16 protein-coding genes and 15 tRNA genes are annotated in these 18,858 nt (G+C 45.0%); 24 read left to right on the top strand and 7 right to left on the bottom strand.

The features are described from left to right. Window positions 1-64: 64 nt before the first annotated feature. Window positions 65-1,207, top strand: a complete 1,143-nt coding sequence (locus L4D05_RS14930) for a GGDEF domain-containing protein (protein ID WP_428794512.1) — start codon at window positions 65-67, stop codon at window positions 1,205-1,207. A gap of 79 nt (window positions 1,208-1,286) precedes the next feature. On the opposite strand, the gene kdsA is transcribed toward L4D05_RS14930, so the two are convergent. The 6 genes from kdsA to hemA all read right to left on the bottom strand — a co-directional run bounded on the left by kdsA (window position 1,287) and on the right by hemA (window position 6,698). Continuing rightward, complete coding sequence (kdsA, locus tag L4D05_RS14935) at window positions 1,287-2,138, bottom strand: 3-deoxy-8-phosphooctulonate synthase (protein WP_265675939.1); 852 nt, start codon at window positions 2,136-2,138, stop codon at window positions 1,287-1,289. A 16-nt stretch (window positions 2,139-2,154) separates the two neighbouring features. After that, on the bottom strand, window positions 2,155-2,964 hold the full coding sequence (locus tag L4D05_RS14940; protein ID WP_428754661.1) for a SirB1 family protein: 810 nt from the start codon (window positions 2,962-2,964) through the stop codon (window positions 2,155-2,157). Between the two features lie 3 nt (window positions 2,965-2,967). Further along, a complete protein-coding gene (locus L4D05_RS14945; RefSeq protein WP_428754662.1) occupies window positions 2,968-3,351 on the bottom strand; it encodes a SirB2 family protein in 384 nt (127 codons plus the stop codon). Between the two features lie 116 nt (window positions 3,352-3,467). Further along, the gene (gene prmC, locus L4D05_RS14950) at window positions 3,468-4,319 is read right to left on the bottom strand and encodes a peptide chain release factor N(5)-glutamine methyltransferase (protein WP_428794513.1); all 852 of its coding nucleotides are present in this window, start codon (window positions 4,317-4,319) and stop codon (window positions 3,468-3,470) included. A gap of 3 nt (window positions 4,320-4,322) precedes the next feature. Next, window positions 4,323-5,411, bottom strand: a complete 1,089-nt coding sequence (gene prfA / locus L4D05_RS14955) for a peptide chain release factor 1 (RefSeq protein ID WP_428754664.1) — start codon at window positions 5,409-5,411, stop codon at window positions 4,323-4,325. A gap of 27 nt (window positions 5,412-5,438) precedes the next feature. After that, window positions 5,439-6,698 carry a glutamyl-tRNA reductase gene (gene hemA, locus L4D05_RS14960; RefSeq protein WP_428754665.1) on the bottom strand — a complete coding sequence of 420 codons (1,260 nt, stop codon included), beginning with the start codon at window positions 6,696-6,698 and terminating at the stop codon, window positions 5,439-5,441. A 173-nt stretch (window positions 6,699-6,871) separates the two neighbouring features. On the opposite strand from hemA, the gene lolB reads away from it, so the two are divergent. The 21 genes from lolB to L4D05_RS15065 all read left to right on the top strand — a co-directional run bounded on the left by lolB (window position 6,872) and on the right by L4D05_RS15065 (window position 14,806). Beyond that, window positions 6,872-7,492, top strand: a complete 621-nt coding sequence (gene lolB / locus L4D05_RS14965) for a lipoprotein insertase outer membrane protein LolB (RefSeq protein ID WP_428754666.1) — start codon at window positions 6,872-6,874, stop codon at window positions 7,490-7,492. Window positions 7,493-7,494: 2 nt separating this feature from the next. Then, window positions 7,495-8,379, top strand: coding sequence for a 4-(cytidine 5'-diphospho)-2-C-methyl-D-erythritol kinase (gene ispE, locus L4D05_RS14970; protein WP_428794595.1), 885 nt, complete (start codon window positions 7,495-7,497; stop codon window positions 8,377-8,379). 27 nt (window positions 8,380-8,406) lie between these two features. Beyond that, window positions 8,407-9,357 (top strand): ribose-phosphate pyrophosphokinase, encoded by a 951-nt coding sequence (locus L4D05_RS14975; RefSeq protein WP_102470828.1) that lies wholly within the window; start codon window positions 8,407-8,409, stop codon window positions 9,355-9,357. 120 nt (window positions 9,358-9,477) lie between these two features. Then, complete coding sequence (pth, locus tag L4D05_RS14980) at window positions 9,478-10,068, top strand: aminoacyl-tRNA hydrolase (protein ID WP_428754667.1); 591 nt, start codon at window positions 9,478-9,480, stop codon at window positions 10,066-10,068. 10 nt (window positions 10,069-10,078) lie between these two features. Continuing rightward, the gene (gene ychF, locus L4D05_RS14985; protein ID WP_428754668.1) at window positions 10,079-11,170 is read left to right on the top strand and encodes a redox-regulated ATPase YchF; all 1,092 of its coding nucleotides are present in this window, start codon (window positions 10,079-10,081) and stop codon (window positions 11,168-11,170) included. A gap of 295 nt (window positions 11,171-11,465) precedes the next feature. Then, window positions 11,466-11,542, top strand: a tRNA-Met gene (locus L4D05_RS14990). 32 nt (window positions 11,543-11,574) lie between these two features. Continuing rightward, window positions 11,575-11,659 (top strand) — tRNA-Leu (locus L4D05_RS14995). 63 nt (window positions 11,660-11,722) lie between these two features. After that, window positions 11,723-11,797: transfer RNA gene (locus tag L4D05_RS15000), tRNA-Gln, on the top strand. Window positions 11,798-11,884: 87 nt separating this feature from the next. Continuing rightward, window positions 11,885-11,961 (top strand) — tRNA-Met (locus L4D05_RS15005). Window positions 11,962-12,043: 82 nt separating this feature from the next. Next, window positions 12,044-12,128, top strand: a tRNA-Leu gene (locus L4D05_RS15010). Window positions 12,129-12,195: 67 nt separating this feature from the next. Beyond that, window positions 12,196-12,270: transfer RNA gene (locus L4D05_RS15015), tRNA-Gln, on the top strand. A 67-nt stretch (window positions 12,271-12,337) separates the two neighbouring features. Next, window positions 12,338-12,422 (top strand) — tRNA-Leu (locus L4D05_RS15020). A 67-nt stretch (window positions 12,423-12,489) separates the two neighbouring features. Further along, a tRNA-Gln gene (locus tag L4D05_RS15025) sits at window positions 12,490-12,564 on the top strand. A gap of 82 nt (window positions 12,565-12,646) precedes the next feature. Further along, a tRNA-Leu gene (locus L4D05_RS15030) sits at window positions 12,647-12,731 on the top strand. 67 nt (window positions 12,732-12,798) lie between these two features. Next, window positions 12,799-12,873: transfer RNA gene (locus L4D05_RS15035), tRNA-Gln, on the top strand. 83 nt (window positions 12,874-12,956) lie between these two features. Beyond that, window positions 12,957-13,041: transfer RNA gene (locus L4D05_RS15040), tRNA-Leu, on the top strand. A gap of 32 nt (window positions 13,042-13,073) precedes the next feature. Beyond that, window positions 13,074-13,150 (top strand) — tRNA-Met (locus tag L4D05_RS15045). A 66-nt stretch (window positions 13,151-13,216) separates the two neighbouring features. Continuing rightward, window positions 13,217-13,301: transfer RNA gene (locus L4D05_RS15050), tRNA-Leu, on the top strand. Between the two features lie 67 nt (window positions 13,302-13,368). Next, window positions 13,369-13,443 (top strand) — tRNA-Gln (locus L4D05_RS15055). Window positions 13,444-13,510: 67 nt separating this feature from the next. Then, window positions 13,511-13,595 (top strand) — tRNA-Leu (locus L4D05_RS15060). 185 nt (window positions 13,596-13,780) lie between these two features. Further along, on the top strand, window positions 13,781-14,806 hold the full coding sequence (locus L4D05_RS15065; RefSeq protein ID WP_428794514.1) for a lactonase family protein: 1,026 nt from the start codon (window positions 13,781-13,783) through the stop codon (window positions 14,804-14,806). 43 nt (window positions 14,807-14,849) lie between these two features. Here the strand turns inward: L4D05_RS15065 and L4D05_RS15070 are convergent, their stop codons facing one another. Continuing rightward, a complete protein-coding gene (locus tag L4D05_RS15070; RefSeq protein WP_428794515.1) occupies window positions 14,850-16,004 on the bottom strand; it encodes a 2-octaprenyl-3-methyl-6-methoxy-1,4-benzoquinol hydroxylase in 1,155 nt (384 codons plus the stop codon). Between the two features lie 263 nt (window positions 16,005-16,267). Between L4D05_RS15070 and miaB the strand changes: the two genes are divergently transcribed. Next, complete coding sequence (miaB, locus tag L4D05_RS15075; RefSeq protein ID WP_265674600.1) at window positions 16,268-17,692, top strand: tRNA (N6-isopentenyl adenosine(37)-C2)-methylthiotransferase MiaB; 1,425 nt, start codon at window positions 16,268-16,270, stop codon at window positions 17,690-17,692. Between the two features lie 68 nt (window positions 17,693-17,760). Beyond that, complete coding sequence (locus L4D05_RS15080; RefSeq protein WP_428794516.1) at window positions 17,761-18,837, top strand: PhoH family protein; 1,077 nt, start codon at window positions 17,761-17,763, stop codon at window positions 18,835-18,837. Window positions 18,838-18,858: the final 21 nt, after the last annotated feature.

Raw genomic sequence — 18,858 nt, forward strand, 5'->3', positions numbered from 1 at the left:
TACTAAACGGTCTATAGCCTACTCGCTATACTTATTATAATAAGCGTCACTCTAAGGTTGTTCTTTGTTTTCTTTTTTGCACTTAACTAGCACGCGTCCATTTCAGGTGTTACGTTATCGCGTTTTTTTAGACTCGCAAATCTATCAGCCCTACTCACGATTTATGTACGGGGCGATTGCTGTTTTTTTGCTGTTTTCAATTTCCGATCTTCTGGTATTACAGCAACACGGTCACATCATTGTCGCCGCTCGCTTTACTCTTGCTACCGTAGCGGCACTGTCCTTGTATTTCGCATCCAAAAATCGATGGCGAGGCTTACCGATACTCGAGGTCAGTCTATTTGTCTGCGTTGGGCTCATTGTCCATCACGCTGGAATCATTGCGTTAAGTATCGGCAACACCAATTACCAAAGTGGTGGCATTCTTTTAATGCTCTATATCGGCACGTTTTCTCGTCTTTCTTTTGGCTACTCACTGATCGCAATCGCCGGTGTCGTGCTTCCCTATGTGTTGTATTTACACCCAGCGCTGGTACTCCTAAATGAGGCTAAAGAGTACAACCATTATATGATTGTGCTCAGCACAGCGGTGTTTTGTATACTCGGCAGCTACCGTCGTGAGCTTGAAACAAAAAGGCGCTTTACTGAAATCCAACAAATTCGCAGTCAATCCATTCGTCTTTCTGCGTATTCAAAACGCCTCAAAAGTCTCAGCGAAACGGATGCACTCACTCAAACCAACAACCGACACTATTTAAACCTTTGGATTAGCCAAGAAGACCACATACCGTCACCGTTCAACCTTGCATTCGTGATGCTAGATATCGACCGCTTTAAGCAAATCAATGATAGCTACGGTCATGATGTAGGTGATTCAGTCATAAAACAGGTGGCATCCGTACTGCTCGCGAATAAACCGCAAGAGGGCCAGTTAATTCGTTATGGTGGAGAAGAGTTTTTGCTGATTTTCCCAGCAAGCGATGTCAATACACTGGCCCATGACGTGGAATCAATACGAAAAAAGTGTTCTGAGGTAACGGCACAAGAAAGCGTTCACGCTACGGTATCGGCGGGCGTTTATCTAGCAAATGCTCAAAACGATACCATTTTGTCAGCAATCAACTATGCCGATAAGGCGCTTTACCAAGCGAAACAGTCTGGAAGAGATAAAACCGTCATACCACAGTTGGCAATTCAGCCTTATTAGACAATGAGTGAGAAATCAAACATAAAAAAGGGTAAGTCACTGTGCGACTTACCCTTTTTAACTTTAACTCTGAACGAGATTAACGAATATCAATATGCTCAAAGCCTTTAATAAGATCGTCCAACGCTTTCATTTGCGCTAAGAACGGTTCTAGCTTATCCAATGGCAACGCAGAAGGACCGTCACACTTCGCCGCATCAGGGTTTGGGTGAGCTTCAATAAATAGACCAGCAATTCCCGTAGCCAAACCCGCTTTCGCCAGTTCAACGGTTTGCTCACGACGACCACCAGAGGCGGCACCAGAAGGGTCTCTCATCTGCAGAGAGTGCGTCACGTCAAAAATGATTGGACTACCATTCGATACTTTTTTCATCACGCCAAAGCCAAGCATATCAACGACAAGATTGTCGTAACCATGGCATGCACCACGCTCACACAAGATAATTTTCTCGTTGCCGCATTCAGCAAATTTGTCCACGATGTTCCCTACTTGACCAGGGCTCATAAATTGCGGCTTCTTCACGTTAATGACGGCATCAGTTTTCGCCATCGCTTCAACGAGATCGGTTTGACGAGCTAAAAAAGCAGGGAGCTGAATCACATCAACCACATCAGCAACAGGCTGTGCTTGCGCTTCAGTATGAATATCGGTAATGATTTTTACGCCAAAGGTATCTTTCAGTTCTTGGAATATTTTCAACCCTTCTTCCAAGCCTGGGCCACGATAAGAGTGTACTGAACTGCGGTTCGCTTTATCAAATGACGCTTTAAACACGTATGGAATGCCTAATTTTTCAGTGACTTTTACATAGTGCTCGCAAATCTGCATCGCCATATCACGAGATTCAAGCACGTTCATGCCTGCAAACAATGTAAATGGCTTGTCATTCGCGACTGGAATATCGCCTACGTGAACGGTTTTAACTGTCATTGGACTATCTCTAATTTTAGTGAAGGATTACAGGCGAGCGACTGATCGCAGAAACCTGTGTTTTCAGTAATTCAATTGCAGGATCATCAGGGCATTGATCAATAAAAAATTGAAAATCACTCGCGGCGATTTGATGACAATCTAACTGCTGGTATATGTAGCCTCTATCTCGAATCTCATAAGGATCGTCAGGCACAAAGGTAAGTGCCAAATCAGTGCAACGTAGCGCCAACGTGTACTTCTCTTCGCGTAATAGGGCACTTTTAAGCAAGGCTAACCAACGACCAATCACCGTTGGGTTGTCAGAACTCTCTAAATGCTTTGCTTCCAATTTCGCCAATGGCCCTTCGTTACCAATCAACCAAGCTCGTAGTGTCGACTTTGCCACATACTCACCATCATATGGATTGATATAACAGGGTGCTTCATTGGGCCATGTTACCTTTAATAAAAATTGAGTCGGAAATGTGACTGCCTCAACAGGGAAGCCTAGCTTGCTGGCGAGATAGATCAAGATCGCCCCTAGACTTACTGGCACACCTTTTCTTCTTTCTAGCACTTTATCAATAAAAGCATTGTCAGATGAAAAATAGGCTTCCTTGTCACCACTAAAGTTCCACTCTCGATAGAACAATCTTAGCAATGCATCAAAGCGCTGCTTTTCATCGATTTCATGAGCCAAGGTTTGCTCTGCTTCTTTTAACAGACGTGCTAGCTCTAACTCAGCCCAGTGATGCTGTGTTTCTGGGTCAACGGCTTTATTTAATATTAATGCGCCTTCAACTAACGCGATCGCGTCAAAATCTTCATCAAACAGTTCGATCATCGTTTATCCCATCAAAAATGGCGTTTTCAGCATGGCGATTTTCGCTGCCATCATCAACCAACCTAACGCACCAAAAAAGGCACAAACTCTCAGTAAATTGTTCTTTGCAAGTTTTAGCGAGAAGAAAGCAAGTGCAAAGTATGCCAAGATACAAGTGACCTTCTCTGTCATCCACGGCGCCGCATCGGTAAACGGAATGAAGCCAGTTACCATAATTAAGCCAATACCAGACAACAACAACAATGAGTCATTGATATGGGGGAAACGCTTTAAAAATGGATGATTCACCTTAGATGAGTTCATCATGATCAAACCAAATCGCACAGACAGTAGCGCAACACTCAGTGCAATTGTCATTAAGTGGAAATGTTTTAGTCCTTCATACATAGCAACTTTACTCTCTGTTTTATGGTTATTATTGATTACTGGTTATTAACTGTTCGTAGTCTGTTCGTGCTTACCTACTGCTCTGACATACTTGTTTGTATGACCGTTACTCGCACTTACAACCACTGACCGAGCGTCACACGATCATTGCCCGCGTAGTCTTGCTCAGTCGTGACATTCTTAAATCCATTACTTAACAATATTGTGCGAACCGCATCACCTTGCTCAAAACCGTGCTCAAACATCAACCAGCCATTTACCATCAAATGTTGAGGCGCATTTTCCGTAATGTACTCAATATCCGCAAGCCCATTGTTCTCAGCAACTAAGGCTGTAGCAGGTTCAAACCTTACGTCACCTTCCGATAGATGAGGATCATTTTTATCGATATAAGGGGGGTTTGAGACAATCATGCTAAACGTTTTGTCAGCGGCAATAGGGGTAAACCAACTGCCTTGATAAAATGACACATTACTAAGGTTAAGTTTCGTGGCATTGCCTGTGGCTAAATCAACCGCTTCTTGCTGGTAATCGACCCCAACAAATTGGCGGCTCGGTAACTCTGACGCAAGCGCAAGAGCAATGGCGCCGGTGCCGGTACCTAAATCCAGCACATCTCCCTCTAAGGATTGTGCTTTATCTAGAGCCAACTCAACTAAGCGCTCGGTATCAGGTCGTGGAATTAAGGTACTAGAAGCCACATTTAATGGCAGTGACCAAAACTCTCGCTCACCAAGAATATAAGCCACTGGTTCACCTTGAACACGCCGTTTAAGTAGCAACTCAAACTGCACAGATTCATCGCCGGTTAGCTGTTTTTCCGGCCACGTGAGTAAATAGCTTCTTGGCTTATCCAGCGCGTGACAAAGTAGCACCGCCGCATCCAAAGAAGCAGATTCGCTACCCGATTCAGAAAGAACAAGCGATGCTCGTTTGAGCACCGCTTCGATAGAGTATTCCAAAGGCATAAATTAGTTATGCTCAGCTAGCGCCGCAAGTTGGTCTGCCTGATGCTCGGTTAGCACAGGATCAACTAAAGACTGCAAGTCGCCTTCCATAATTTCAGACAATCGATAAAGCGTCAGCGTAATACGGTGATCCGACACTCGACCTTGTGGGTAGTTGTAAGTACGAATACGGTCGCTACGATCGCCCGAGCCTAATAGATTGCGGCGAGTATCCGACACTTCAGCAGCACGTTTCGCTTCTTCAGCTTGCGTAATACGGGCAGCCAAAACCGCCATCGCTTTTGCTTTGTTCTTATGCTGTGAACGCTCGTCCTGACATTCTACTACCGTGCCTGTTGGCAAGTGAGTAATACGAATAGCAGAATCGGTCGTGTTGACGTGCTGACCACCCGCGCCTGAAGCTCGGAAAGTGTCAATTTTTAAATCCGCCGCTTTAATCTCAGGGATCTCAGCTTCTGGTACTTCAGCCATCACCGCAACCGTACACGCAGAGGTGTGAACACGACCTTGTGATTCTGTTGCAGGAACACGCTGCACACGGTGACCGCCTGATTCAAACTTAAGTACGCCATAAGCGCCTTCACCAGTCACTTTAGCGATCATTTCTTTAAAGCCACCTTGCTCTGAGATATTTGAGCTCATGACTTCAATACGCCAACCTTTCTTTTCAGCATAACGGCTGTACATACGGAATAAATCACCGGCAAAGATACCTGCTTCATCACCACCCGCACCTGCGCGAATTTCCAAGAAACAGTTACGATCATCATTTGGATCTTTAGGAAGCAGCAGTACTTGAAGCTCTTCTGTCAAACGTTCAATTGTGGCTTTAGACTCTGCTATCTCTTCTTGCGCCATTTCGCGCATCTCTTCATCGTCTTCCTTCGCCATCTCTTCAGCGGCAACAAGATCGTCTTGTGCTTGCTGGAAAGCTTGGAAACACTTGGTCACTTCTTCTAGCTGAGAATACTCTTTTGATAACGCTCGGAACTTATTCTGATCGCCAATCACGTCAGGGTCACCAAGCAGGTGTTGAACTTCTTCGTAACGTTCAACCAGAGTTTCCAATTTCATTAGGATGGAGGCTTTCATAATTGCAGTCTTATCTCAGAATATGGCTTATTTAGTTTGGTCTAATCCCAAACTTTGTCTAATAACCGTCAGCTTAGCAGGATCACCCTGCTCTGCGGCATCTTGCAGCGCCTTAGTTGGCGCATGAATAAGCTTGTTGGTTAATTTATTACTGAGCTCTAGCAGCACTTTCTCCGGATCGGTTCCTGTGGCTAGCGCTTGTAAACTTTTTGATAATAGATCTTGGCGAGTATCATTCGCTTGCTTGCGAAACTCTCGAATACTATCAACCGCTTGCAAAGAACGCATCCAAGTCATAAACAAGGCGCTTTCTTCACTAACAATGGCTTCTGCTTGAATCGCCTCGACTTTACGCTGTTCAATATTACCGTCGACAATGGATTGCAAATCATCAACGGTATAAAGGTAAGCATCATTGAGCTCACCCACTTGTGACTCTATGTCACGCGGAACGGCAATATCAATCAATAACATTGGCTGGTAACGACGCTGCTTAATGGCGGTTTCTACCATCCCTTTACCGATAATAGGTAAAGGGCTCGCCGTCGAGCTAATCACGATATCCGCTTTCGGTAATACTTCAGGGATCTCATTGAGTGCAATAACTTGGGCACCAAACTGGGAAGCCAACACCTCGGCCCGTTCCTTAGTTCGGTTTGCCACAATCATTTGCTGGCAGCCGTGCCCTTGCAGATGCTTTGCTACCAGCTCAATGGTTTCACCAGCCCCAACCAATAACACAACTGAGTCGGCGATAGTTTCAAATATTTGCCTTGCCAAAGTGCACGCTGCGTACGCTACCGATACAGCACTGCTGCCAATCTCCGTTTCAGTACGAACACGTTTTGCTACCGAGAACACTTTTTGAAACAGTCTCTCGACATTGCCATCAACCGCACTGTGTTTTCGAGCATCTGCATACGCTTGCTTCACTTGCCCAAGTATTTGCGGCTCACCTAAAACTAGAGAATCTAGCCCACACGAAACACGCATCAGGTGTCTAATGGCAGCTTGTTCTTCATGAACATAAAGCGAAGGTTTTAATTCTTCCGCTGCTACTCCATGAAATTTAATCAGCCAGTCAATGAGTTGAGTTTTCCCGAAGCTGCCGGTATCGCAGTAAATTTCCGTACGGTTACACGTAGATAAAATCACTGACCCATTAACCTTGGTATTTTCTTTTAGCTCTTTCAGCGCTCTATCGAGTTTTTCAGGTGGAAACGCCACCTTCTCTCTAAGATCCACTGACGCTGTATTATGGTTGATACCAATGGTAAGCAATGACATGTAACGCAAATTCTCTGATACGGATTTGACAAATAGGTGCGAATTTTACTTGATGGCAAGCGTTAATGAAAGGCTAACACCAATTTGTTTTCCTGAGTTTGTGGGTTTGATGCTATAGTCTTTCAATATTGTATTGAATTTGCACAATAAACCATCAAGTTAAGATGTTTCCTATGCTCAAACTCTCTCGCCAGTTTTTTTATACCTTTATCGCCCTTTATTTGATTGGGTGTAGCTCATTGCCGCCAGAACCCGAAAGTGTTGAATGGAAAGCGCATCAATCGCAGCTTGCCAACCTCACGCAGTATACCGCTATTGGTAAACTCGCTTACGTGTCTCCGGAGCAACGTCAAACACTCAACTTTCAATGGACATATTCCCCTAACTTTACCCAAGTTAGGCTCACGACATTTCTAGGTCAAACCGTATTAAATTTGACCACCACACCAAACGGTGCATTCATTGAAACCTATGATGGTCAGAAGTTAACTGGTAAAGACGTGAACCAACTCATCTATCAACTTGTTGGTTTAGACATCCCTATTGAACAACTGCAAGATTGGCTAATTGGGCTGCCATCGACCGCTGATCGCTATGAACTAAACCCACTCAACACCGTGGGGAGTTTGACTAAAAAACTGCAAAACAAACAATGGCGTTTAGATTATGAAGCCTACCAAAGCTATACGCTGTCTGACTCGTCACAAACACTTCCTATGCCAACTCGAATGCAACTTGAACAAGGCGATACCAAACTCAAACTTGTTGTTGCGAAATGGACCATCAAACAATGACCATGAACGCTCTACTTAACAATGCCGCCACCGTATGGCCCAGCCCTGCGAAACTGAACTTGTTTCTTTACATCACGGGTAGGCAAGCAAACGGATACCACGAACTGCAAACCCTGTTCCAATTCATCGACCTATGTGATGAGCTAGAGATTACCGTTAATGATACTGGTCATATTACACTCTCCCCTGATATAGAAGGTGTCAAAACGGAAGACAACCTGATATGGAAAGCGGCGAAATCGCTTCAAGATACCACTCGCAGCCCATTGGGCGCCCATATTAAGATTAAGAAAATTTTACCTATGGGAGGCGGCATTGGCGGCGGCTCTTCAAATGCCGCAACTGCGCTCGTCGCTCTCAATTTCTTATGGCAAACGCACTGCTCCACAGACGATTTAGCAAAACTCGGGCTCGTATTAGGTGCTGACGTCCCTGTTTTTGTCCGAGGATTTGCAGCTTTTGCCGAAGGAGTCGGTGAGAAACTCTCTCCTGCTACCCCTAAAGAGCAATGGTATTTGGTTATAAAACCGCAAGTAAGCATTGCAACCGTCGATATTTTCACTCACCCGAATTTGACTCGAGACACGCCAAAACGAGACTTATCAACGCTTTTAGACTCGGTTTACGAAAACGATTGCGAAAAAATTGTGCGAATGCTGTACCCAGAGGTTGATAAGCAACTTTCTTGGCTGCTACAATACGCGCCGTCGAGATTGACGGGAACCGGATCATGCCTCTTTGCTGAATTTGACAGCGAAGAGAATGCAGAGAAAGTTTTTCACCACCTTCCTGACAATGTCTCCGCTTTTGTAGCGAAAGGGTGCAACCGCTCTCCTTTATTAGAGACCTTGGCTAAGTACCAATTAGCCCAAACACAATCTGTTTAAACTGGACGCAACCCTGAGGTTTCCACCGTGCCTGATATGAAGCTATTTGCTGGTAACGCTACACCTGAACTAGCCCAACGTATTGCTGATCGTCTATACATCTCTCTTGGAGATGCTACTGTTGACCGTTTCTCTGACGGCGAAGTCGCTGTTCAAATCAATGAAAACGTTCGTGGTAGTGATGTATTCATCATTCAATCAACTTGTGCGCCAACTAACGACAACCTAATGGAGTTAGTGGTAATGATTGATGCAATGCGCCGCGCTTCAGCAGGCCGTATTACTGCTGTAATTCCTTACTTTGGTTACGCTCGTCAAGATCGTCGTGTACGCTCTGCTCGTGTACCAATTACTGCAAAAGTTGTTGCTGATTTCCTTTCTAACGTCGGCGTTGACCGCGTTCTTACTATCGACCTACACGCTGAGCAAATCCAAGGCTTCTTCGATGTACCTGTAGATAACATCTTTGGTACACCAGTATTGCTTGAAGATATGGCGAACCGTGGTCTAGAAGATCCAGTGGTTGTTTCTCCTGACCTTGGTGGTGTTGTACGCGCTCGCGCAACTGCTAAAGCACTAGGTGATATCGACATTGCTATCGTAGACAAACGTCGTCCACGTGCGAACGTGTCAGAAGTAATGAACCTTATCGGTGATGTAGAAGGTCGTGACTGTGTTATCGTTGATGACATGATCGATACTGGTGGTACTTTATGTAAAGCCGCTGAAGCATTGAAAGAACGTGGTGCAAAACGTGTATTCGCTTACGCAACGCACGCCGTCTTCTCTGGCAACGCAGCGAAAAACATTAAGAACTCAGTACTTGACCAAGTGATCGTCACTGACTCAATTACACTGACTAAAGAAATGGCTGCTACAGGCAAAGTTCATCAGTTAACATTGTCTTCAATGCTAGCTGAAGCAATTCGCCGTATTAGCAACGAAGAGTCTATCTCTGCGATGTTCAGCTCTAAGTAAGACCGTAACGTATTTTAAAAAACCACTTCCTCGGAAGTGGTTTTTTTGTATTCAAGTTTTGTCCCCCCCGTTAGTGTGCTATCATACCGCGCTTTTTGATATTCAAGAGAGATCGGTCCGTTGACTCAGCAGATAAAGTTACTTGTAGGCCTAGCCAACCCAGGTCCTGAATACGCGAGAACGCGTCACAATGCAGGAGCATGGGTGGTCGAAGAGCTTGCTCGTATTCATAACATCACATTAAAGAATGAACCAAAGTTCTTTGGCCTAACTGGCAGAATACAAGCTAACGGCAGTGATCTTAGAATATTAGTTCCGACAACATTTATGAACTTGTCAGGCAAAGCTATAGCGGCTTTAGCAAAGTTCTACCAAATTCAACCTGAAGAAATCATGGTCGCTCACGATGAGCTAGACTTACCTCCAGGTGTTGCCAAGTTCAAAAAAGGTGGTGGTCATGGTGGTCATAACGGCCTTAAAGACACCATAAGTAAATTGAGCAACAATAAAGATTTCTATCGTCTTAGGATTGGTATTGGCCATCCAGGACACAGAGACAAAGTCGCAGGCTATGTACTCGGTAAAGCGCCAGCAAAAGAGCAAGAATGCCTTGATGCTGTTGTCGACGAATCCGTACGCAGTCTCGACATCTTACTGAAAGATGGCCTGCCAAAAGCACAAAATCGCTTACACACGTTCAAAGCTGAATAAGGTTACAATCATGGGTTTTAAATGTGGCATCGTTGGATTGCCAAACGTTGGCAAATCAACTCTGTTCAACGCACTAACAAAAGCAGGAATTGAAGCAGCAAACTTCCCGTTCTGTACTATCGAACCAAACACTGGCATCGTTCCTGTTCCAGACTTGCGTCTAGACGCACTGTCAAAAATTGTTAATCCGCAAAAGATCTTGCCGACAACAATGGAATTCGTTGACATCGCTGGGCTTGTAGCTGGTGCTTCTAAAGGTGAAGGCCTAGGTAACAAATTCCTAGCTAACATCCGCGAAACTGACGCGATTGGTCACGTTGTTCGTTGTTTTGAAAACGACAACATTGTGCACGTTGCTGGTAAAGTATCGCCAATTGAAGATATTGAAGTGATCAACTTAGAATTGGCTCTTGCCGATTTAGACAGTTGTGAGCGTGCAATACAACGCAATGCTAAAAAAGCAAAAGGCGGCGATAAAGACGCTAAATTTGAAATCACAGTATTAGAAAAACTGCTACCTACTCTAACTGAAGGTGGCATGGCTCGTACGGTTGAACTAGCAAAAGAAGAACTCGCAGCGATTGGCTACTTGAACTTCCTTACGCTTAAACCAACGATGTACATCGCCAACGTTAACGAAGACGGTTTTGAAGATAACCCGTATCTTGATGCGGTTCGTGAATTTGCAGCCAATGAAAATAACGTTGTTGTTGCAGTTTGCGCAGCGATTGAGTCTGAGCTATCTGAACTTGATGATGAAGATCGTGAAGAGTTCCTCGCAGACATGGGGATCGAAGAGCCGGGCCTAAACCGTGTGATTCGCTCAGGTTATGATCTGCTTGCCCTGCAAACTTACTTCACCGCTGGTGTTAAAGAAGTACGTGCATGGACAATTCCAATTGGCGCTACGGCTCCACAGTCTGCAGGTAAAATCCACACCGATTTCGAAAAAGGCTTCATTCGAGCAGAAGTCGTTGGTTACAGTGACTTTATCGAATTTAGTGGCGAATCTGGTGCCAAAGATGCAGGTAAGTGGCGTCTAGAAGGTAAAGATTACATCGTAAAAGATGGCGATGTGATTCACTTTAGATTCAACGTCTAACAAAGCAAACTTTGTTTTGTATAAAAAGCCAGCACTCGCTGGCTTTTTATGTTTTTACTCCCAGAAAGCGACATTGTTTATTAAAGCGAAAAGCTATAGCTAGCATCAAGCGGCTGGTATTTTAGTAACAGTTTTTGATCACAAACAGCGCTATTTGTTTAAAAAAAACCCGAACGGCACTTTTTGGCTAATTTCTTCAAAAAAAAAGTTGACGCATTTGTCTCAACTACGCATAATGCGCCCCGTTCTCAGCGATAAGGCAACTTACCGAAGAGAGCGGATATTTAGAAAAAATGGCTACTTAGCTCAGTTGGTTAGAGCACATCACTCATAATGATGGGGTCGCAGGTTCAAATCCCGCAGTAGCCACCATTTCTAAATTTGCTTTTAAGTAAGCACAAAATGCGGTCGTGGCGGAATTGGTAGACGCACCAGATTTAGGTTCTGGCGCCGAGAGGTGTGAGAGTTCAAGTCTCTCCGACCGCACCATTCTTTAGAAATAAAGAATCAAGTATGATGACTTTGAGTTTTAAGTACTCTAAACAATCCTGTTGGGCTATCGCCAAGCGGTAAGGCACTGGCTTTTGATGCCAGCATTCCCTGGTTCGAATCCAGGTAGCCCAGCCAACATTTCGTTTTACTGAAAGACATTTTTTGTCAAATTCGGTAGAACTAGAGATAAGTTTGTATTATATTGTCTCGCTCGCAAAACATGGCTACTTAGCTCAGTTGGTTAGAGCACATCACTCATAATGATGGGGTCGCAGGTTCAAATCCCGCAGTAGCCACCATACAACGTTACTTAGACCTACCAATGTCTTCTTAACTATATATTCTTCTCTAAGTTATTTACTTAGGTTGAAAAGCTTTGCTGCGGTCGTGGCGGAATTGGTAGACGCACCAGATTTAGGTTCTGGCGCCGAGAGGTGTGAGAGTTCAAGTCTCTCCGACCGCACCATTATTTCTTAATGTGTTATTTGTTTAACTCAATTAAGAACGTGTGATTGACACTGAAACAATCCTGTTGGGCTATCGCCAAGCGGTAAGGCACTGGCTTTTGATGCCAGCATTCCCTGGTTCGAATCCAGGTAGCCCAGCCATTACAACGTTATTGAGACTCACCAATGTCTTCTTAACTATACTCTTCGCTAGAGTAAAAGCTTTGCTGCGGTCGTGGCGGAATTGGTAGACGCACCAGATTTAGGTTCTGGCGCCGAGAGGTGTGAGAGTTCAAGTCTCTCCGACCGCACCATTATTTCTTAATGTGTTATTTATTTAACTCAGTTAAGAACGTGTGATTGACTCTGAAACAATCCTGTTGGGCTATCGCCAAGCGGTAAGGCACTGGCTTTTGATGCCAGCATTCCCTGGTTCGAATCCAGGTAGCCCAGCCATTACAACGTTATTAAGACTTACCAATGTCTTCTTAACTATATATTCTTCTCTAAGTGTTAACTTAGGTTGAAAAGCTTTGCTGCGGTCGTGGCGGAATTGGTAGACGCACCAGATTTAGGTTCTGGCGCCGAGAGGTGTGAGAGTTCAAGTCTCTCCGACCGCACCATTATTTCTTAATGTGTTATTTACTTAACTCAATTAAGAACGTGTGATTGACACTGAAACAATCCTGTTGGGCTATCGCCAAGCGGTAAGGCACTGGCTTTTGATGCCAGCATTCCCTGGTTCGAATCCAGGTAGCCCAGCCATTACAACGTTATTGAGACTTACCAATGTCTTCTTAACTATATATTCTTCTCTAAGTTGTTTACTTAGGTTGAAAAGCTTTGCTGCGGTCGTGGCGGAATTGGTAGACGCACCAGATTTAGGTTCTGGCGCCGAGAGGTGTGAGAGTTCAAGTCTCTCCGACCGCACCATTATTAGAAATAGTATTTAGTTATTATTTTCTGGCTACTTAGCTCAGTTGGTTAGAGCACATCACTCATAATGATGGGGTCGCAGGTTCAAATCCCGCAGTAGCCACCATACAACGTTACTTAGACTTACCAATGTCTTCTTAACTATACTCTTCGCTAGAGTAAAAGCTTTGCTGCGGTCGTGGCGGAATTGGTAGACGCACCAGATTTAGGTTCTGGCGCCGAGAGGTGTGAGAGTTCAAGTCTCTCCGACCGCACCATTATTTCTTAATGTGTTATTTACTTAACTCAGTTAAGAACGTGTGATTGACACTGAAACAATCCTGTTGGGCTATCGCCAAGCGGTAAGGCACTGGCTTTTGATGCCAGCATTCCCTGGTTCGAATCCAGGTAGCCCAGCCATTACAACGTTATTAAGACTCACCAATGTCTTCTTAACTATACTCTTCGCTAGAGTAAAAGCTTTGCTGCGGTCGTGGCGGAATTGGTAGACGCACCAGATTTAGGTTCTGGCGCCGAGAGGTGTGAGAGTTCAAGTCTCTCCGACCGCACCATCATTAAGAAAGCTCGTCATATGACGGGCTTTTTTTTGTTTTAACTTTCCCAATCACCCTCTTTCTCCAAAAGTAACAAACAGACTAAAGCTTTGCTATCCCTCACAAAAATCAAACTTTCCCCTATCCTCTTAAATACCCTTACAACACTCTAGAGATATCCTATCACTCACCTAAGTACTCTCATGCCCCACGCCTCAATTTCGCTATGTATTGGACAATATAGCGACGACTCTTATTCTGGGTTTAACCACATTCATTTTAACCTAGAGACTATGGTGCCCACGTCGCAACATAACGTTTCTGCCATTAAAAACCCTTCTTATCTCGCCCGCACTGATCGCGGCTGGTACACCCTGTCAGAACAGTCTGAACAAGATGGGGCGGCACTGTACTTTTTAAACGATAGTTTTGAAACAATCAGCGCGCAACCTCTTAAAGGTGACCATCCATGCCATGTAGCGATTTCTGAGTGTCAAACACTCCTAGGCGTAGCGCATTACGGTTCAGGCAGCTTTGAGGTCTATATGTTAGCGCCCACTGGGGAGATCCGTCAGCGGCTAGCCCTAGTTCAGAATGAGGGACAAGGGCACCACTCGACTCGACAACTCAGCCCACATGGTCATCAAACAGTATTCGTGCCTCAGTCCCATCAAGTGATGACGGTAGATCTTGGATTGGATACGTTGAATTTTTACCAAATCAATGAGAAACGCGTTATTCAACAGCAGTCCCTTAAGCTTCCTGCCGGCAGTGGTCCCAGGCATGCCGTTTTCAGCAGCGATGGACAAATCGGATTTATTCTGTGCGAACTTGATGAAACACTGATCACAATTGAAAAGCAAACAAATGGGCAGTGGCAACTAGTTAGCTCCCAGCCCGCATTTCCGAAACACAGCAAAGGCGAAGCAGCCGGTGCCATCAAGCTTTCGAGCGACCAACGCTATGTCTATCTATCAGGAAGGCATCAATCTATCATTAGTTGGTTTGATATCACCACGCCAAACTCACCTAGCTATCAGGGGTTCGTTGAGACTAAAGGAGACTTCCCCAGAGATATCAGCCTATCGAAAGATGGTCACTGGTTAGTCGCAGCAAACCAAAACTCAAATAATCTGGCCCTCTTTAATCTGAATAAAAAAACAGGCCAGCCAACGTTAGCAAAAATAATGCTAACCTTGCCTAAGCCCGTTTGTGTGGTATTTGACTAGCGCTGACGCCATAACGTCGACGCTATCCTATAATTCAGGTCTTTTATTTCAGCCCCATAGCGTAACGTAAGATTTGCGCTTTAATGGGGCCTGAGTGCTCAGCCAGCTTTAACATGGCGTTACGTGCCACCTGCACAGGGCTCAAGGTGTTACTAAATCCTTTATAAAAGACATCCATGCCCGTTTGCATTAATAAGTTGTCAGGACGGCGATGAACTTCATAGCGACGTAATACCCCCTCCATTGACGCGTTGTCATTAGAGAGCTGCAAGAGCGAGCTGACATCTTTGAAGCCAAGATTAACGCCCTGCCCGGCTAATGGATTAATTGTATGCGCAGCGTCTCCAACTAAAATACACCGATGCTTAGAGTACTGTTGGGCATGACGTCGTGTCAGTTGAAACGAGCCATGCGCTAATACTCGAACCTTCCCTAATTCGGTAGGAAAGCAGTGCTGAATTTCACTTTCCAATTGCTTGAATGGCATAGCTTTAAGTTGCTTAATACGTTTCGGGGCGTCATACCACACCAAAGAGCCTTGATGTCCACAAAGGGGTAAGAAAGACCGAGGTCCAGAAGGTGTAAACCACTGCCAAGTAATATCTTGCTGAGGTAATTCGGTTTCGACATTAATTAACATACATTCTTGTCGATAGTCCCAAGCAGTTACCCCAATGCCCGCGGCTTGGCGTACCTTTGAGTTGGCACCATCGGCACCAATCACAAATAAGGTGTGTAATTGTCTACCAGACTCTAAGGTCAGCGTATTACCTTGAGGGCCAAGGGCGATATCGGCTACCCCATCTGAATCAATTACCGTCAAATTCTGGTAATGAGAAAATTGCGCCCACAATCCCAGCTGAATAACTCTATTTTCAACAATATAACCCAGTTGCTCAGCACCTAACGTTTCTGCGTTAAAGCGTAGGCGACAAGACTCTGCCTCCCAAGTTTCTAAACGCGCGTAGGGGCAAATTCGCATAGTGGCAATGTCATCCCATGCGCCTAGCTCCTCTAACAGGTCAACGGAATGAGGGGAGATCGCAGATACTCTTAAATCCATCGGTTGCGAGGCATGAAACGGCTTGGGTTCGAATTTTTCAACGACGGCGACAGTACGTCCCTGCTTTGCAAAACCAATGGCGACGGCCGCACCGACCATTCCACCACCAACAACTACGATTTCAAACTGTTCCATTGTTCCACTGCTACCCTGAATTCTACGTATTTTTATTGTACGTACCGAACCTACAAAGGGCGAGTAATTTTCATCAAATTTCCTTACACATTAAGAGGCTACTTTCTCTTCACAGCTATGGTGCTATAAGCGCTCAAAGAGTTTTTGCCCTACTACTAGTCAGGCGGTTTTTAAAGCAGTACAATACGCCGCTTACCGCCGTGATGGCGGCTATAATTTGAACAATAGTTCTACGGAATTTAAATAACTGACGAGCGAAAGTGATGAGTAAGAAACTGCTAATTAAAACCTGGGGCTGCCAGATGAACGAATACGATTCATCAAAAATGGCCGACCTGCTTAATGCTGCTAACGGCTACGAGCTGACAGAAGTGCCAGAGGAAGCAGATGTACTACTATTGAACACCTGTTCGATCCGTGAAAAAGCGCAAGAGAAAGTCTTCCACCAACTCGGTCGTTGGAAGACATTGAAAGATAAAAAAGAAGGCGTTGTTATTGGTGTAGGCGGTTGTGTAGCGACCCAAGAAGGCGATCATATTCGTCAGCGCGCCCCATTTGTTGATGTAATTTTTGGCCCTCAAACCCTTCACCGCTTGCCAGAAATGATTCGCCAATCTCAAAGCAACGAAGCGCCTGTTATGGATATTTCGTTCCCAGAGATCGAAAAATTCGACAATCTACCAGAGCCACGCGCGGAAGGCGCAACGGCGTTTGTTTCCATTATGGAAGGTTGTTCAAAGTACTGCACGTACTGCGTGGTACCTTATACTCGTGGCGAAGAAGTCAGCCGTCCAATGGACGATGTATTATTTGAAATCGCACAACTTGCCGAGCAAGGGGTTCGTGAAGTCAATCTTTTAGGTCAAAATGTTAACGCTTACCGCGGACCTATGCACGACGGTGAAATTTGCTCATTTGCTGATCTTTTACGCTTAGTTGCATCTATTGATGGTATCGATCGTATTCGCTTTACCACAAGTCACCCACTTGAGTTTACTGACGACATCATTGCGGTGTATGAAGACACTCCTGAGCTGGTTAGCTTCCTTCATTTACCGGTTCAAAGTGGCTCGGATCGCATCTTAACAATGATGAAGCGCCCGCACACTGCGATTGAATATAAGTCGATCATTCGTAAACTTAGAAAGGCACGTCCTGATATTCAAATCAGTTCAGATTTCATTGTTGGCTTCCCTGGTGAAACCGACAAAGATTTCCAAGACACAATGAAACTGATTAAAGACGTGGATTTTGATATGAGCTTTAGCTTCGTATTCTCTCCACGCCCTGGTACACCTGCGGCAGATTACCCATGTGATACGCCAGAGCAAGAGAAGAAAGAGCGTCTATACGAACTGCAACAGACTGTAAACGCTCAAGCTATGCGTTACTCACGCCTGATGCTGGATACTGAGCAACGAATTTTAGTAGAAGGTCCTTCGAAGAAAAACCTGATGGAACTTCGTGGTCGTACAGAAAACAGCCGTGTCGTTAACTTTGAAGGCAGTGCTGACCTTATTGGTCAATTCGTTGATGTGAAGATTGTCGACGTGTTCGCAAACTCACTTCGTGGTGAGCTGCTTCGTACAGAAAAAGACATCGATCTTCGTGTTGTGACGTCTCCAACAGAAATGATGGAAAAAACTCGTCGCGAAGATGAGCTAGGTGTGGCAACCTTTACGCCTTAGCACCTAATGAGGAGCCCGGTCGCAATCGGGCTCCATACATCGCCCATAGGGCATAATGTGAGGCTACATTGAGTAATAAAATAGTCACCTTAGAGATCAACCTAGAACCCTCTGATAACCGCCGTCTGTCTAGCCTATGCGGACCTTTCGATGACAATATCAAGCATTTAGAACGTCGTTTAGGCGTTGAAATCAATCATCGTAGCAACTTCTTTACTATCGTCGGTCAACCGCATACTAGCGCTGCTGCGTTGGATATTATCAAATCACTTTATGTCGATACCGCGCCTGTTCGTGGACAATTTCCAGATATAGAACCTGAGCAAATCCACCTAGCCGTTAAAGAGTCCGGAATACTGGAACAAAGCGCTGAGTCAGAAATTGCTCACGGTAAAGAAGTCTTTATCAAAACCAAGAAAGGCATCATCAAGCCACGTACCCCCAACCAGGCGCAATACCTTGTTAATATGGTGACACACGATATTAGTTTTGGGATAGGACCGGCCGGTACAGGTAAAACTTACCTCGCGGTTGCCGCGGCAGTTGATGCACTAGAACGACAAGAAATTCGTCGAATTCTTCTGACTCGCCCAGCCGTTGAAGCGGGCGAAAAGCTGGGCTTTTTGCCCGGTGATTTAAGCCAGAAAGTGGACCCGTATCTACGCCCACTCTACGATGCTTTATTTGAAATGTTAGGATTTGAGCGCGTTGAAAAGCTCATAGAGCGCAACGTTATTGAAGTGGCACCTCTGGCCTATATGCGCGGTCGTACACTCAATGATGCCTTCATTATCCTTGATGAAAGCCAAAATACCACCGTCGAACAAATGAAGATGTTCTTGACCCGAATTGGTTTTAACTCACGCGCTGTCATTACTGGTGACGTGACGCAAATAGATTTACCTCGTGGTGCAAAATCAGGCCTTCGTCATGCGGTTGAAGTTCTCAATGACGTGGATGAAATCAGTTTCAATTTCTTCCAAGCGGATGATGTGGTTAGACACCCTGTTGTCGCTCGTATCGTCAACGCTTATGAGAAGTGGGAATCGGCTGACCAAAAAGCGCGAAAAGAGATTGAGCGCCGTCGTCGCGAAGAACACGAAGCAGCAAAACTTAACACCGGGACTGATGTCAGTCCTCAATAACGCTTTAACAAGTTTCGATAA

The sequence above is a fragment of the Vibrio nomapromontoriensis genome (genome assembly GCF_050337205.1).
Classification (GTDB): Bacteria; Pseudomonadota; Gammaproteobacteria; order Enterobacterales; family Vibrionaceae; genus Vibrio; species Vibrio nomapromontoriensis.

Bases quoted from the DNA above. Each gene is read 5' to 3' on its own strand.
- kdsA (WP_265675939.1), bottom strand. From the start codon at position 2,138: ATGACAGTTAAAACCGTTCACGTAGGCGATATTCCAGTCGCGAATGAC.
- L4D05_RS14940 (WP_428754661.1), bottom strand. From the start codon at position 2,964: ATGATCGAACTGTTTGATGAAGATTTTGACGCGATCGCGTTAGTTGAA.
- L4D05_RS14945 (WP_428754662.1), bottom strand. From the start codon at position 3,351: ATGTATGAAGGACTAAAACATTTCCACTTAATGACAATTGCACTGAGT.
- prmC (WP_428794513.1), bottom strand. From the start codon at position 4,319: ATGCCTTTGGAATACTCTATCGAAGCGGTGCTCAAACGAGCATCGCTT.
- prfA (WP_428754664.1), bottom strand. From the start codon at position 5,411: ATGAAAGCCTCCATCCTAATGAAATTGGAAACTCTGGTTGAACGTTAC.
- hemA (WP_428754665.1), bottom strand. From the start codon at position 6,698: ATGTCATTGCTTACCATTGGTATCAACCATAATACAGCGTCAGTGGAT.
- lolB (WP_428754666.1), top strand. From the start codon at position 6,872: ATGCTCAAACTCTCTCGCCAGTTTTTTTATACCTTTATCGCCCTTTAT.
- ispE (WP_428794595.1), top strand. From the start codon at position 7,495: ATGAACGCTCTACTTAACAATGCCGCCACCGTATGGCCCAGCCCTGCG.
- ychF (WP_428754668.1), top strand. From the start codon at position 10,079: ATGGGTTTTAAATGTGGCATCGTTGGATTGCCAAACGTTGGCAAATCA.
- L4D05_RS15065 (WP_428794514.1), top strand. From the start codon at position 13,781: ATGCCCCACGCCTCAATTTCGCTATGTATTGGACAATATAGCGACGAC.
- L4D05_RS15070 (WP_428794515.1), bottom strand. From the start codon at position 16,004: ATGGAACAGTTTGAAATCGTAGTTGTTGGTGGTGGAATGGTCGGTGCG.
- miaB (WP_265674600.1), top strand. From the start codon at position 16,268: ATGAGTAAGAAACTGCTAATTAAAACCTGGGGCTGCCAGATGAACGAA.